At 31.0% G+C, this 15,709-nt stretch carries 17 protein-coding genes; 7 read left to right on the top strand and 10 right to left on the bottom strand.

The genetic code is table 11. The annotated features are described in order from the left end of the window. The first annotated feature begins 55 nt into the window (after window positions 1-55). From dnaB to GKZ86_RS24650, 7 genes are all read left to right on the top strand, one after another. Window positions 56-1,600 carry a replicative DNA helicase gene (gene dnaB, locus GKZ86_RS24680; protein ID WP_154785681.1) on the top strand — a complete coding sequence of 515 codons (1,545 nt, stop codon included), beginning with the start codon at window positions 56-58 and terminating at the stop codon, window positions 1,598-1,600. Window positions 1,601-1,784: 184 nt separating this feature from the next. Further along, window positions 1,785-2,138, top strand: coding sequence for a hypothetical protein (locus tag GKZ86_RS24675; protein ID WP_154785680.1), 354 nt, complete (start codon window positions 1,785-1,787; stop codon window positions 2,136-2,138). A 316-nt stretch (window positions 2,139-2,454) separates the two neighbouring features. Then, window positions 2,455-2,781, top strand: a complete 327-nt coding sequence (locus GKZ86_RS25540) for a hypothetical protein (RefSeq protein ID WP_228526650.1) — start codon at window positions 2,455-2,457, stop codon at window positions 2,779-2,781. A gap of 46 nt (window positions 2,782-2,827) precedes the next feature. Next, window positions 2,828-3,580 (top strand): hypothetical protein, encoded by a 753-nt coding sequence (locus GKZ86_RS24665; protein ID WP_154785679.1) that lies wholly within the window; start codon window positions 2,828-2,830, stop codon window positions 3,578-3,580. 141 nt (window positions 3,581-3,721) lie between these two features. After that, window positions 3,722-4,519, top strand: a complete 798-nt coding sequence (locus GKZ86_RS24660) for a sensor histidine kinase (RefSeq protein WP_154785678.1) — start codon at window positions 3,722-3,724, stop codon at window positions 4,517-4,519. A gap of 113 nt (window positions 4,520-4,632) precedes the next feature. After that, window positions 4,633-5,298: a response regulator transcription factor gene (locus tag GKZ86_RS24655; RefSeq protein ID WP_154785677.1), complete on the top strand. Its 666-nt coding sequence runs from the start codon at window positions 4,633-4,635 to the stop codon at window positions 5,296-5,298. 351 nt (window positions 5,299-5,649) lie between these two features. Further along, window positions 5,650-6,909, top strand: a complete 1,260-nt coding sequence (locus GKZ86_RS24650; RefSeq protein WP_154785676.1) for an asparagine synthetase B — start codon at window positions 5,650-5,652, stop codon at window positions 6,907-6,909. 7 nt (window positions 6,910-6,916) lie between these two features. On the opposite strand, the gene GKZ86_RS24645 is transcribed toward GKZ86_RS24650, so the two are convergent. From GKZ86_RS24645 to thrS, 10 genes are all read right to left on the bottom strand, one after another. Next, entirely contained in the window at window positions 6,917-7,720 is an 804-nt protein-coding gene (locus tag GKZ86_RS24645) for an endonuclease/exonuclease/phosphatase family protein (RefSeq protein ID WP_154785675.1), read from the bottom strand. A 108-nt stretch (window positions 7,721-7,828) separates the two neighbouring features. Then, on the bottom strand, window positions 7,829-8,083 hold the full coding sequence (locus GKZ86_RS24640) for a hypothetical protein (protein WP_154785674.1): 255 nt from the start codon (window positions 8,081-8,083) through the stop codon (window positions 7,829-7,831). 76 nt (window positions 8,084-8,159) lie between these two features. Next, window positions 8,160-8,828 (bottom strand): response regulator transcription factor, encoded by a 669-nt coding sequence (locus tag GKZ86_RS24635; RefSeq protein WP_154785673.1) that lies wholly within the window; start codon window positions 8,826-8,828, stop codon window positions 8,160-8,162. A gap of 181 nt (window positions 8,829-9,009) precedes the next feature. After that, a complete protein-coding gene (locus GKZ86_RS24630; RefSeq protein ID WP_154785672.1) occupies window positions 9,010-10,737 on the bottom strand; it encodes a tetratricopeptide repeat-containing sensor histidine kinase in 1,728 nt (575 codons plus the stop codon). A 168-nt stretch (window positions 10,738-10,905) separates the two neighbouring features. Further along, window positions 10,906-11,340: a carboxymuconolactone decarboxylase family protein gene (locus GKZ86_RS24625; protein ID WP_154785671.1), complete on the bottom strand. Its 435-nt coding sequence runs from the start codon at window positions 11,338-11,340 to the stop codon at window positions 10,906-10,908. A gap of 78 nt (window positions 11,341-11,418) precedes the next feature. Beyond that, a complete protein-coding gene (locus GKZ86_RS24620) occupies window positions 11,419-11,991 on the bottom strand; it encodes a Crp/Fnr family transcriptional regulator (RefSeq protein ID WP_154785670.1) in 573 nt (190 codons plus the stop codon). Window positions 11,992-12,141: 150 nt separating this feature from the next. After that, window positions 12,142-12,486 (bottom strand): 50S ribosomal protein L20, encoded by a 345-nt coding sequence (rplT, locus tag GKZ86_RS24615; RefSeq protein WP_017498429.1) that lies wholly within the window; start codon window positions 12,484-12,486, stop codon window positions 12,142-12,144. A 101-nt stretch (window positions 12,487-12,587) separates the two neighbouring features. Beyond that, complete coding sequence (gene rpmI, locus GKZ86_RS24610; RefSeq protein ID WP_007810722.1) at window positions 12,588-12,785, bottom strand: 50S ribosomal protein L35; 198 nt, start codon at window positions 12,783-12,785, stop codon at window positions 12,588-12,590. A 134-nt stretch (window positions 12,786-12,919) separates the two neighbouring features. Then, a complete protein-coding gene (gene infC / locus GKZ86_RS24605) occupies window positions 12,920-13,471 on the bottom strand; it encodes a translation initiation factor IF-3 (RefSeq protein ID WP_072974136.1) in 552 nt (183 codons plus the stop codon). A gap of 22 nt (window positions 13,472-13,493) precedes the next feature. After that, on the bottom strand, window positions 13,494-15,440 hold the full coding sequence (thrS, locus tag GKZ86_RS24600; protein WP_154785669.1) for a threonine--tRNA ligase: 1,947 nt from the start codon (window positions 15,438-15,440) through the stop codon (window positions 13,494-13,496). Between the last annotated feature and the right edge of the window lie 269 nt (window positions 15,441-15,709).

Genomic DNA, 15,709 nt, shown 5'->3' with positions numbered 1-15,709 from the left:
ATTAATAGTTATAACTCGATAGCAATTTTTTTTTAAAATTTGTTACTTTCGCTATATGGAAAATTTCAGAAATATAAATCCTGTAAAGGTAGACAAAACCACAATTATTAATTTAGAAAAAGGGAAGTTACCACCGCAAGTACTTGAATTAGAAGAAGCTGTACTTGGGGCAATGATGATTGATAAAAAAGGTGTGGATGATGTAATTGATATTTTACAGCCTGATGCTTTTTATAAAGAAGCGCATAAATATATTTTTGAAGCGATTATACAGTTGTTTACTGAAACGCAGCCAATTGACTTATTAACCGTTTCAGCTCAGCTGAAAAAGAATGGAAAATTGGAGTTGGCTGGTGGAGATTTTTATTTGATTCAGCTTACACAAAAAATTGCCTCTTCGGCACATATTGAATTTCACTCACGTATCATACTTCAAAAATTTATTCAAAGAAGTTTGATCCGAATTTCTTCTGAAATTATCGAAGCATCTTATGATGAAACTACTGATGTATTTGATTTACTGGATCAGGCGGAATCAAAACTTTATGAAGTTACACAAGGAAATATCAAACGAAGTTCTGAAACTGCACAAAGTTTAGTTTTACAAGCAAAAAAACGTATTGAAGAAATTGCTAAACAAGAAGGATTGAGCGGTGTTGAAACTGGGTTTACGAATTTGGATAAACTTACTTCTGGATGGCAGCCGAGTGATTTAATTATTATTGCGGCCAGACCTGCGATGGGTAAAACCGCGTTTGTACTTTCAATGGCTAGAAATATTGCTATTGATTTTGGACATCCGGTAGCATTATTCTCTCTGGAGATGGCTTCGGTTCAGTTGATTACAAGGTTAATTTCATCAGAAACAGGATTATCATCAGAGAAATTACGTACTGGTAAATTAGAACCTCATGAGTGGGAAATGTTGAGTACGAAAGTAAAGAACTTAGAAAAAGCTCCTTTGTTTATTGATGATACGCCATCACTTTCTATTTTCGATTTAAGAGCAAAATGTCGTCGTTTGGTTTCACAACACGGTATCAAAATCATCATTGTCGATTATTTGCAATTGATGACTGCCGGAGGAAACAGTAAAGGAGGAGGAAATCGTGAACAGGAAATTTCTACAATTTCCCGAAACTTAAAAGCTTTGGCAAAAGAGCTAAACGTTCCGGTAATTGCATTGTCACAGTTATCGCGTGCCGTTGAAACACGTGGTTCAAGCAAGCGTCCGTTACTATCGGATCTTCGTGAATCCGGAGCAATTGAGCAGGATGCTGATATCGTTTCATTTTTATACCGACCAGAGTATTACAAAATTGATGAATGGGATGATGATGAGGCTTCGCCAACAACAGGTCAGGCAGAGATAATGATCGCAAAACACCGTAATGGTGGTATCGAAAACGTTCGTTTGAAATTTATAGGACACCTTGGAAAATTTGACAACCTAGATGATTTTAGTGGTAATTATGACGATTTGCCATCTAAAATGAATCATGATGATAACCCGTTTATTACTAAAAATCTACCATCTGCAAATGAAGCTTTTGGAAGCAATTTGAATGATGACGATGACGATGGCGATGTACCATTTTAATCTAATATAAATTCAGGAAAAATCTTTATAAGTTAATTACTTATAAAGATTTTTTTTTATTCAATAATTACTTATTATCGTACAAATTTAGCTCAAATAATATTTCTTACATAAAGATTAATTCGGTAGTTTAGCAAAACCATTAACAAACCTAATACTGTTAACTAATTAAAATTGTAAAACTATGAGCGAAAAAAGTTTCCCAGGACCCATTGAAATTCCCTTAGCTGTTGCTAAAGAATGGGAGAAGAGATACGAGGATGACACAACTATTGAAGACAACAAAAACAAAGTAAAATCTTTTCTAATACCAAGAGAAAGTTTAGAAAAAGTTTTGCAATTAGAAGCTGATGCCATTCGTGCTTATATTGGAATTAATGACCAAAAAGAAAGAACATTGCTTTTTGTTGGGGCAAAATTTGATAAAGAAACTGGAGAATATACTGATGTATATGGACATTCTTCTTCTTCACAACAAAGTAAAGCAGCAGACGATGATATTGTTTATGATGGAGCACGCCCTAGTCCTCCGTATTAATTTTTAATAAAATATTTTAAAAGTGGATGATTTTTTAATTTATTCAGGTTATTTGATTTTATTATTAAATCTTATACTTTATTCATATAGCTTTTTCCGAAAGGGAAAAGCTAATGTTTTTTTTGTTTGTTATTTGGCCTTTGCATTTTTCATGCAAATTTCTATGGAAGTAATGTATCATCTGGGTATGAATAACTTATTTGCCGTTAATATTTTTTTTATAGGCCAAATGATATTATTGGGGCTGTTCTATAACTCCTTATCACACATAAAGAGTCAGAAAATATTATTTAAGATTAGTTTATTCACAGCATTAATGTCTTTACTCGTACAATTTATCCTGGATCCGGGTGAATTTTTAAAGTTTAATTTATTTGAAATTACTTTAACATCTTTATTTGTAGTTGTTTTTGCTTTGCTTCATTTTTATAATATGCTTACCGAAAGCAAAAAATTCTATTATGTTAGTATTGGTGTTGTGTTTTATTTATTGGCAAGTACTGTTCTGTTTTTAATTGGAAATCTTTCTTCAGGACTTAGCAATGAAATAAAATATTTAACCTGGATGTTAAACGCTTTTTTAATTGTAGTATACCAACTATTTATTTTATACGAATGGAAACAAAGTTTTTATGAAAAATAAATAAAAAAGAAATTCAACTATTAATAACCATAAACCAAAACAAACTATGAAAAAAACAAACCATTATATCGCTTTGATTGTGATATTTATTATGTGTTCTTGCCAGAAAGAAACTTCGCAAGAAGATGTAACAGCTGTAAGTTCTAAAAAGAGTGATTGGCTTACAGCTTCTTTAGATAGTAAATTTGCCAGTTCTCAAAAAGAAGTTACAGCTTATTTATTTCCCACAAACGAAATGACAGCTTTAGTAAAAACACCTGATATTGAGCAAGTAAGTTTTGTTTTAGGATATGCTGATAATACGATACAAATAGAGGTAATTGGTGTAGATAAATCAGGTAAAAGACTGGGGATAGTTAAATCTACAATTTTAAAAGAAAGCAATTATGATGCTCAATTAACGCAACTTAACGAATTATCACTAAGTAAAACAAGTAAAAGAACTGCATTGTTAAATGAACATTTATTGTTACCGAGTGATGCTATTGCTGGTATAGAAGCATGGAAAGAAAAACTAAATAAAGTTTCAGATTTAGATGAAATAACTTCTTACGAAGGTTCACGTTTTCGATCTTTTAGTATAGAATCTGATGTCATAGAAGCCATGGTAAATAAATCAAATAAAAATATTGGTTTGTTTTTAGGACTTAATCCTAAAGGGAAAGTAACCACTATATTAATCGGTTTAGATGAAAATAACGCTATAAAAAAAGCATCATTAACTTCTAAAGTAGTAGATGATGTTTATGATGCCACACGCCCTTGCCCTCCTAATGGAGATCCAGAAGATCCGCAATAAAAGTAATGATTTCTAAAAATAACATTTAGAAAAATCGCTGTCAAGATATGTGATAGCGATTTTTTTAATGTACTCATCGCAATCAAAGAAAATAAGATATATTTGATCTTGAGACTATAAGCAAACTAAAATTAAGATAAGTTGAGTATAAATCCACATTCAATTCCTGAAAAAGAGCTTGTTGCCATAATTTTATACATTTCTCTTTTCTTTATAATCGTTGCAGTAGCATTGATTATATTTTTCTATTTCTCCAGAAAAAAAATCATTCAGAAAGAGTTAGAAAAGAAAGATTTGGTATTGCAATATCAAAAAGAACAACTTCATGCAGTAATTATTACACAAGAAGAAGAGCGTAAAAGAATTGCTCAGGATTTGCATGATGATATTAGTTCGAAACTAAATATCGTTTCATTAAACAGTCATTTACTGACTTCTCCAAATTTAACAGAAGCTGAAACATCTGAAATTACTGAAAACATCATTAATTTAACCACAAAAGCTTTAGAGAATTCCAGAAAAATAGCCCATAATTTATTACCGCCTGTTTTTGAAAAATTTGGATTAAATGCTGCTATCGAAGAATTATGTGAAGAATTTGAAAGCAGCAAAACATTAAAAGTTTATTATAAAAATGAAATTGATTTTGATGATGAAGACAAAGACCGGCATTTGCATGTTTTTAGAATTTTGCAAGAACTCATGAACAATTCTTTACGACACGGAAAATCTACTGAAATTTGGATTTCTTTTACGACAATTGATCAAATTTATTCCTGCAATTACGAAGATAACGGAAAAGGTTTTGATGCAGAAAGCATGGATAATCAGAAAGGACTTGGTATGAAAAATATCGATAGCCGAATTTCTTTTTTAGACGGAACAATCGAAATAAATTCCCAAATAAATAATGGTATTGCTGTAATGTTTACATTCTAAACAATCATTTTAAGAATAATATCACAACTCAGCCAAGAAATCACAGTAATTTATGTGTTTTTTGAAGCATATTTCGTAATTTCGGTAGATCCAAAACCAAATACATAAATAAAATGAGTGGCGTAATTAAGATTGCTTTGGTTGATGACGAAGTTTTATTTCGGAAAGGAATCTCTTTTTTACTACAAAGAGAGGATAATATTGAAATTATTTTTGAAGCTTCAGACGGAGAAGAACTAATTTCAAAATTAACAAGCAACGTTTTAAAGCCTGATATCATTATCATGGATTTGAAAATGCCAGTTTTAAATGGGGTCGAAGCCACAAAAATTATTCGTAAAGCTTATCCCGATATCAAAATCATAGCCTTGACTAGTTATGACACAAAATCATTTATTGCTAACATGATTCAGGTTGGCGCCGTTGCATATTTAATAAAAAATACAACCCCAAAAGAATTAATTCACACAATTAATGAAGTAGCCAGAAAGGGGTTTTATTATAATCAAACAGTTTTAAAAACAATTCAGGACACAATTGTATCCTCTAAAAACAATAAAGGTCATTTAGAAACGGGTTTCCTTTCACCTCGTGAGATAGAAATTCTTCAACTTATTTGTCAGCAAAAAACAACTACAGAAATAGCAGATCACCTTTTTTTGAGTCCAAGAACAGTTGAAGGGCACCGTAATAATCTGCTGCTTAAAACAGAATCCAGAAATATTGCAGGATTGGTCGTTTATGCTATTCAAAATGAAATAGCAGTTTTGACAATTTAAAATTAACTTGCTAAAAACTGAATTGATAGTACGTAATAAAATATGATAGTAAGGATAAGTATTCCTATGCCTATTTTTTGTATTACACTCAATCCTTTCGATTGATTCTTGGTTTCATTGGATTTCATGGTTAAACTTTTCATTGATTTATTTAATTGGTTATTTTGAGCAACAAATTTAAAAAGAAACTATTTCTTGTTAATACGTGTTTATACGTGATTTTGCAAAAAGTAATTTTAATTTTGTTAATGCCTTTTTTTATATTTTATAACAGCAATTTTAACTTAATAAATTAAATAGTCATTGTGTTTTTAGACACTTCCTTTATATCTTTACTAAAATAATTTTCTAATGCGTAAAAGTTTAGTTTACATCTTTATATTTCTTCTTTCATTAACCGCTAAGGCTTCGTTTATTTTGCTTCCAATGGATGAAACTACGCAGCAAAACCATTTAAAAGCATACGGAATTACATATTGGTGTTTAAGTAAAGATTACAAAGCGAGTTGGTTACTGAATTACAGAGGCGGTTCTTTTCTGCTTCCTGACGCTGAAGAAATTCGTAAAGAATGCAAAATTCGCGGTGTAAGTTTTGAAGTTCTTTCGGATAGTGAAGAAGCTTCAATCTTGAATGAAATTTCGAGTCCTTCTCAAAATATGGAATCGGTTATTCTTGAAAAAGCCCCAAAAATTGCCGTTTATACTCCAAAAGGAAAACAACCTTGGGATGATGCGGTGACATTAGTTTTAACTTATGCAGAAATTCCTTTTACACCAATTTATGATGAAGAAGTTTTAAGTGATCAATTATTACTGTATGATTGGCTGCATTTGCATCATGAAGATTTTACAGGTCAATATGGAAAATTTTATGCTGCTTACAAAAATACACCTTGGTACATTGATCAAAAAAGAGATGCAGAAGCTTTAGCAACAAAATTAGGATACGCCAAAGTATCTCAGGAAAAAGGAGCTGTCGCTAAAAAAATTAGAGATTTTGTAATTGGTGGCGGATTTATGTTTGCAATGTGTTCTGCAACAGATAGTTTTGATATAGCACTTGCTGCAGATGGTGTTGATATTTGCGAAGCAATGTTTGATGGTGATGCAAGCGAATCTAATTATCAGGCGAAATTGAATTACAGCAATTCCTTTGCCTTTAAAAACTTCACACTTGAAAGACGTCCGGAACAATATGAATTTTCAGATATTGATATGACGAATAAACGCAGGATTCCGGTAGAAAAAGATTATTTTACATTAATGGAATTTTCTGCAAAATGGGATCCAATTCCGAGTATGTTATGCCAAAATCATACACAATTGGTAAAAGGTTTTATGGGACAAACCACTTCATTTGATACAGCGCTTATAAAATCCAATGTTTTAGTAATGGGAACTTGTGAGTTAAATGGCGAATCGAGATATATTCACGGCGAAAAAGGAAAAGGAATGTTTACTTTTTTTGGAGGTCATGATCCCGAAGATTTTCAACATCAGGTTGGAGATCCTCCAACAGTTTTAGATTTACATCCAAATTCTCCTGGTTACAGATTAATTTTAAATAATGTTTTATTTCCTGCTGCCAAAAAGAAAAAACTTAAAACATAATTTAAATTTAATTTAAAGAAAACTCAAACCAGACAGGTATGTGGTCTGAGATTTTTCGAGCTTCACTTAAAGAATTAAATTTTTTGTAAAACGGAATTACTCCCGAATTGATGTATTGAACCGTATTTTTTTTATAAAATATGTTATCAAATTCTGACGCTAAACAATTGTCAGCTTTGCATTTTTGTTTTAAAGTTGTTTTTTGCTTTTCAAAAATAGGAGAGTACCCCATTTTTTTTAATGGATTAAAGACCGTATGTGATTGTGGACAATTAAAGTCTCCAATAAAAATTAGCTTTAAATTTGGATATTCCTGAGGAAGAAATTTAAAATACTTGATTTCAGTTTCAGGCTGTTTGCTTTTAGTAATTGCATGAAAGTTTACTAATGTGATGAGTTTTTTGTTGATTTCGAAAGTAGCAAAATAAGGCTCGCGATCAATCTCCAGATGATATTTTTTTTCTAACCAGGTATTTCCTTTTAGTTTTGCCTTACTTGTTTTCCAAATATAAGCATAACGCTCTCTTTTGTAACTGTTTCCGCTTGTAGGATTGCTGATACTATAATCCCATTGTAAACCTTTTTCGTTTAGAATTCCTGCTAGTTTTGCAACAGCCTGAGCGCCACCATAACCGGCCACAACTTCTTGAATAGCTATAATATCATAACTATAAATCGTATTTGCGATGTAATTTAATTGAGAATCGGTTTTTGATTTTCCAAAGTTTTCTATATTCCATGATAGAATTTTAACCTGAGAAAATGAATGAATGGTACAGAATAGAATAAAAAGGCTTAAAATATTTTTCATGTAATGTTTTAAATACCAAATATAAGCTTTTCAAATTTTGACCATTAAAACATCAATATGATTTTTCTATTTCAAAATTCTAAATATTAAAATGCAACTTAATAAGTGTTAATGCTTTTTATATCTGTTTTTTAAAGCATTTGATATGATTATTATTTGCAAAACCAGAAGAGCAGGAATAAAGATAAATTTCCAGTCAACCTCTAGCCATCCTGTTTTCTCAGATACAAAAGCGAAGCTTATTGATAAAAAAAGACATAGTAGCATTGTTTTCATGATAATTTTATTATTACTGGTATTGATTTTTAATATTAATTTCCGATATAGAATTCCTTCAGAATCACTGGTGGTTTTTGTTTTCATTTTTTGGCGGATATATTTTAGCAAACTTATATTTATAAAATACGATTTCCTTACGGAAAACCGTAAAAAGGCAATCTTATACTAAACCGAAATCCTTGGCAATCGCAATTAAGTGTACATTATTGTTTGCCTTAAAGTATATTTTCAGTTTATTAATTCTTTTTTCTATACTGCTGGTTCCGTTTGGAGTTATAGATAAAGCCTTAAATTCATTAGAAATACTATCTAAGATATAACCTTGAGCAAGTAATTTTAAAATAGATATATCGTATGATTCAATTTCAATAAAAGATTTATCAGAAAAATTAAAAGATAAATCAGAAGAAAGAATTCTCTCTTCATTCTTAAATGCCCTTTCTATCGCTGTTTTTAATTCGTCAATACTATTTCTGCCTTTAGAAACATAAGCATTTATTCCATGATCATTAAATAGCGATTTTATACGGTATGATTTGTCCTCGATTGAAAAAACTATTTTTTTTAAATTAGGCTGAACTTTATTGACAGCTTCTATAAGTTCTTCGCCATTAAAAATAGTTGCTTCGCGATGATCCGTTTTAAATGATAGATCGCTTATAAGTAAATCATAAGGATCATTATTTTTAATTCCTTTTTTTATTTTAATAAGCGCATCATCACAGTATTTTACATGATCGATAGATGGTATTTTTAAGTCTTCAAGTACTTGAATTACTGCAATACTGATACTGTCTAAATCTTCGGCGACTAAAACTTTTTTAAACATATTGATAAATTTATGAAAGAAAATAGAAACTTAACTTGAGTTATTTGTGAGAATTATTATCAAAAATAATATTTTTATTTATAACTCCATTACGGGTTTCCACATTTACACCCCATTTTCTTTATATTAATTTTTTCTTTGCCAGATGTTATAACTGTTTTTAATTAATAGAAAATAGTTTTTATCGTACTGAAAATTTAAAAGATACCTTAAATCCTCTATCTGGTTTTGCATCAAAGCTAATTTCTCCTTTTATCGCTTTAATTCTATTTTCTGCATTCTGTAAGCCATTTCTAAAAGTCACATTATTTAAGTTTGTTCCTTTGCCATTATCAGTATAAGTAATAATAATATTTCTGTCAACCCTTTTAAAAGTAATTCCAACCAAGGTAGCATTACTATGTTTTTTCATATTGACAAGTAATTCTTGCAACACTCTATAAACTGCAATTTTCTTATTTCGTTCAATTTCATCCCATGAAATACTATCCAAACCATTAATTAAAAGATTAGTATTGTTGGTGTCAAATCCGGAAATCATTTCTTTTAAATAGAAAAGATATTTTTCAGTAGTTATAATTGGACTATTTTCCTTAGAAATATCACGAGTTCGGGAATAAATAGCATCTAGATGATTTAATAATTGTTCTTTATTTTCATTTATTGAAAGGTTTTTATTCTCGGCAAAAGCCATAGTATGGTAAATATCATTAGCCAGTTCATCATGTAATTTTTTCGAAATACGAGTTTCACTTTGATAAGTAGCTTCAATTTTTTCTTTATTTGCTCTTGAAGTCAAATAAAAATATAGAATTAAGATTAGACATATACTAAATACGATGATGATATACGAAACAATGTTTCTGTTTTTTTGTCTTTCTAATTGTAATTCATTTTCTGTTTTATTCGTTTTTAGCTTTAAGTTTTCGTCTTTTTCTTTTTTGGAATCATACTTAATTCTCGCAAATTCATTTTTTGTTTTTTGTCTTATTTCAAAAATGCTGTCAGCAAGTCTAATATATAGCAATGAACTTTCTTTAAGATCTTTGTCTTTAGAGCTCTTTATAATATATTTTAATGAATTCAAACGATCATCAATACTGTTTACACGAGTGTATTTTTGATAACTTAATTTTGCATAAGACTTTGATAATTCTGGATTAATGTCAGCATAGTATTTTGAAAGATGAATATAGCTAGCACCTAATCCAAAATCATTCTTTTGCTCTAAACGAATTTTTAATGCCCTGTTTAAATAATCAATTGCCTTTGGATTATTGGTTTCAAAATAACAATCACCCAAGTTATCAAGGATCTTTGCATACATGTTTGCATCAATTTGGATTTCCTTTTTATACAATAGTGATTCAAATATGCGAATTGCTTCTAAGTATTTTTTTTGCTCAACATAAACCAATGCAATGTTGTTTTTAACTGCATATTTCCGGTTATCATCGGTTTTTAGATTATAAGCTTTTTGATAATATAGAAGAGAGTTTTCATAATTATAAGTACAGGAATAATTAATTCCAAGCATAAGATAGATACTCCAGGTAAAATTGGTGTTATTAATTTTATCAATATATTGTAATGCTTCAGTTGTAGTAGCTTCACTGCCAATATAATCTCCTTGATTTTGCTGAATTTCAGCGATACTCATTAAAGCACAAGTTATTTTTTTTGAATCAGTTTTTGGATCGGCTATTAATTTTACTTCATTATAATAATAAAAGGCACTATCAAATTTATTAGCAGTATAAAACCTTTCTGCAGTTTTAATTAGTTTTTCAACTTCTTTTTTCGTGTTTTTATGTTTAATTATAGCATTGTTTTTTTTCTGACAGGAAAAAATAATAATAATTATGGCAACTGTTATATAGAGATAGAATTGTATTCTTTTTAGTTTCATGCTCCAAAAATATAGAATTCTAAAATCTGGGAACACGTATAAATACGGTATTTTGTTTTATTTTTTTAAGTTCCAAAATCAGATTCTCATTTACAACTATATACAAATAAACCCTCAATCGTGAGGGTTTGAATTTTTATAAAAGTTGTAAAGTTTATCTTTATAAAATTACGCAGCTCTCATTCCGGTTGTAATGCCAATTCTGTTCCAGGCATTAATAGTAATGATCATTAAAATAATCTCAGCAAGATATTTCTCGTCAAATAAGCGGGCAGCATTTTCATATACCTCTTCAGAAACATGTTTGCTTATTAAAGTTACTTCTTCTGTTAAAGCTAAAATTGCTTTTTCTTCTTCAGAATAAACATCAGCTTCACGCCATGCACTTAGCAAATAAATACGTTGCTCAGATACACCAAGTTTTCTGGCATCTGCGGTGTGCATATTAATACAATAAGCACAGCCATTTACTTGCGATGCACGAATTTTGATTAATTCCTTATGTACGGGAATCAATGAAGTAGTAGAAATGTATTTTTCTAAATTCATTAATGCTTGATAAGCTTGAGGGGCTACTGTTGGGATAACAATTCTTGATTTCATTTTGTGTGTTTTTAAAAGTTTGATACAAAGTTCAGGGATATCTCCTTTAAAAAACTTGAACTACTTCAAGAAATGATTTTAAACCTTTCCAGCTCTAATTTTACTCATAAACTCTGCAGAAAAATCTAAATAAGAAGCAATCATATATTGAGGAACACGTTGCACAAACTCAGGAAAATGATCATTAAAGTGATGATATCTTTCCTCTGCCGACATTGTAAATAAAAATTTAATTCGCATTTGCATCGCTCCAAAAGATTTTTGAGAAACAATCCTAAAATAACGTTCCAGTTTTGGAATTTCAATTAATAGTGATTCAAGAATAGGTTTCTCTATTGCAATAACTTCAGTATTTTCTACAGCCTGAATATAAAAATGTGATGGAATATGATTATGATAACTTAATTGATCCGTAATCCACCAATTTTCAATAGCAAACTGAAGTGTTTGCTCAGACCCTTTTGAGTTGATAATGTATTGTCGCATGCATCCTTTTGTAATAAAATAAATAGTGTTACAAACCTGACCTTCTTTTAATACATGTTCCTTCTTTTTTATGTTAGAAAGATTTAGACATGATTCTAAAGTATCAATCTCTGAAGGCTCTAAAGTGATGAATTTTTCAATATGTTGCAAAAGAGCTTCGTACATGCAAGTAATTAAATTTAATACAAATGTACCTTTTAAATTGAATTTCTAAAAGAAGAGGATTTCAAACTTCTGTAAAAGCAAAAAACCATTCGCAAAGCGAATGGTTTTTCTATGATAAGTAAGTAATCTTAAATTGAGTTTATAAAACGTTTATTTTACTTTATTAAGTATTGCTTTGAAAGCTTCAGGGTGGTTCATAGCTAAATCTGCAAGAACTTTACGGTTCAATTCGATTCCGTTAGCTTTAACTTTCCCCATGAATTGAGAATAAGACATTCCTTCTAATCTAGCTCCAGCGTTGATACGTTGAATCCATAAAGCACGGAAATTTCTTTTATTCTGTTTTCTGTCACGGTAAGCATAGCTCATCGCTTTCTCTACCGCATTCTTAGCAACTGTCCAAACGTTTTTACGTCTACCAAAGAAACCTTTGGCTTGCTTCATTATTTTTTTTCTTCTTGCTCTTTTAGCAACTGAATTTACCGATCTTGGCATAATTTTAATGTGTTTTTGTAGCAGGCGTCCTGAATTAAATCAAAGGAACTTAAAAGCCATACTCCAAGGTTATATAAATAATTTTTTAACCTAAAGAATTATTAGATAATTCTTAATTGTTGTTTGATGCTTTTCATATCTGTTGAGTGAACTAGCGCTGAGTGTGTCAAAGCTAATTTACGTTTTTTAGATTTTTTAGTCAAGATGTGACTTTTAAAAGCATGCTTTCTTTTAATCTTTCCAGAACCAGTAACTTTAAAACGTTTCTTGGCGCTAGATTTTGTTTTCATTTTAGGCATTTTTCCTAGTGTTTTAATTTATTCTTACTTACTTATATCTTCAAAAGCTTTAGGCTTTAGGCTTTAAGCTTTAGGCAAAAGTTTAAATCAACTATTTGCTTAAAGCTTATTGCTTATTGCTTAGAGCAAATAATTTATTTTTTCTTCTTCGGAGCAATGAACATAATCATTCTCTTCCCTTCCAAAACTGGCATAGCTTCGACTTTACCATGCTCTTCTAAATCTGTAGCCAAACGTAATAATAAAATCTGCCCTTGATCTTTATAGATGATAGAACGACCTTTAAAGAAAACGAATGCTTTTAATTTAGCACCTTCTTTAAGGAACTTCTCAGCATTTTTTCTTTTAAATTCGTAATCATGCTCATCAGTTTGAGGACCAAATCTAATTTCTTTTACTACAACTTGTGTCGATTTAGCTTTTAATACCTTGTCACGTTTCTTTTGTTCATAAACAAATTTCTTGTAATCCATGATTTTACAAACTGGCGGTTCAGCATTTGGTGAAATTTCAACCAAATCCAATTCGAATTGATCCGCTAAACGTAAAGCCTCTGCAAGCTTAAATACACCTGGTTCGATGTTTTCGCCTACTAGTCTTACTTCTTGTACACCACGAATATTATTGTTTATTCTGTGTGCATCTTTTTTTTCTACTCGAGGTTGATAACCTCTGTTGCTTCTTATTGCTATGACTTTATAATTTAAGTTAAACTGTAAAAACTTTTAATGTCTTTTTTATTTCTTCGTTTACAATAGCGACAAATTCATCAATTGTAACTGTAATATTCCCTTTTCCTTCTTGCCCGTGACGACGGATTGAAATAGTTCCGTTTTTCTCTTCTTCCTCACCAACAATAAGCATAAATGGTATTTTTTGCATTTCTGCATCTCTAATTTTCTTACCAATTGTCTCGTTTCGGTTGTCAATTAGGGCGCGAATTTCGTGATTTTCTAGCAAATCTAAAACTTTTTTAGCATATATTTCGTATTTCTCGCTCAAAGACAAGATTATAGCCTGCTCAGGCATTAGCCAAAGTGGGAAATTTCCTGCAGTATGCTCTAGTAAAATTGCTATAAAACGTTCCATAGATCCAAAAGGAGCTCTGTGAATCATTACAGGGCGATGTAATTCATTATCAGCACCTTTATAAGTCAATTCAAAACGCTCAGGAAGGTTGTAATCTACCTGAATAGTTCCCAATTGCCATTGTCTTCCTAAAGCATCTTTTACCATAAAATCAAGCTTCGGACCGTAAAACGCAGCTTCGCCATATTCTACAACAGTATTCAGGCCTTTATCAGCTGCAGCATTGATAATAGCATTTTCAGCTTTCTCCCAGTTTTCATCAGAACCGATGTATTTTTCTCTGTTTTCCTGATCTCTTAATGAAATTTGAGCAGTAAAGTTTTCAAAACCTAAAGAACCAAATACATAAAGTACCAAGTCAATTACTTTTTTGAATTCTTCATCTAATTGCTCCGGAGTACAAAAAATATGTGCATCATCCTGAGTAAACCCTCTAACACGAGTCAAGCCATGTAACTCACCAGATTGCTCATATCTATATACAGTACCAAATTCAGCATAACGTTTAGGCAAATCTTTGTATGACCAAGGTCTTACATTATAAATTTCACAGTGATGAGGACAGTTCATAGGTTTCAATAAAAACTCTTCACCTTCAGCAGGAGTATTTATTGGCTGAAAACTATCAGCACCATATTTAGCATAGTGACCAGAAGTTACGTAAAGTTCCTTTTGTCCAATATGTGGAGTAACAACTTGTTCGTATCCTGCTTTCTTCTGAGCCTTCTTTAAAAATTGCTCTAAACGATCTCTAAGCGCAGCACCTTTAGGTAACCATAAAGGTAGGCCTTGTCCAACCTTTTGAGAAAAAGCAAACAATTCAAGTTCCTTACCTAATTTACGGTGATCACGACGTTTTGCTTCCTCAAGAAGTTCCAGATATTCAGTCAAATCTTTTTGTTTAGGAAAAGAAGTTCCGTAAACACGAGTTAACTGCTTGTTCTTTTCGTCACCTCTCCAGTAAGCACCGGCAACACTCATGATTTTAAAAGCTTTAATAATCCCGGTATTCGGGATGTGTCCACCTCTACATAAATCAGTAAAAGTAGCATGATCACAAAACGTAATAGTTCCATCTTCAAGATTCGAAATCAATTCCGTTTTGTAAACGTTATCCTTGTACATAGCCAAAGCATCAGCTTTACTAACCGGGCGCATTTTAAACTCATGTTTCTCTCTTGAAATTTCAAGAACACGATCTTCGATCTTTTTAAAATCAGCTTCAACAATTTTCTGATCTTCAAAATCAACATCATAATAGAATCCGTTAGCAATTGCAGGTCCAAGAGTTAATTTAATTCCAGGATACAATTCCTCAAGCGCCTGAGCCATTACGTGCGAAGTCGAATGCCAGAAAGCTTTTTTGCCTTCCGCATCATTCCAGGTATATAAAATAAGACTACCGTCGGTCGTCAATGGAGTTTCGGTTTCAATTGTTGTACCATTAAAAGATGCAGAAATTACATTTCTTGCAAATCCTTCACTAATGCTTTTAGCAACCTCCATCGGAGTTACGCCCGAAGCAAACTCTCTAATTGACCCGTCGGGTAAAGTAATCTTAATCATTGTTTATAATTTTGTGAATGCAAATATAACGCATTACAAAAATACATACAATACATATATACATCTTTATACTATTAATATGTAAGAGAAAAATGTGTAGTAAAAGTTAAACGGTTTTTTAGACTATAATATAGGTATACAAGAACCTTAATATATAAGTGTATAATTTCATTTTCTAACCCGACAGTTTTCAAAACCTGTCGGGTTTGTTTTTGTTACCTAATATATAAGAGCAAAATTATATAGTATTCGTTGGTAGAAGCCTTTTT

This window comes from Flavobacterium sp. LC2016-13 (genome assembly GCF_009707955.1).
In the GTDB taxonomy this organism is placed as follows: Bacteria; Bacteroidota; Bacteroidia; order Flavobacteriales; family Flavobacteriaceae; genus Flavobacterium.
Note: the sequence above shows the minus strand (reverse complement) of the source record. Positions and strands in the feature narration are given on the sequence as shown.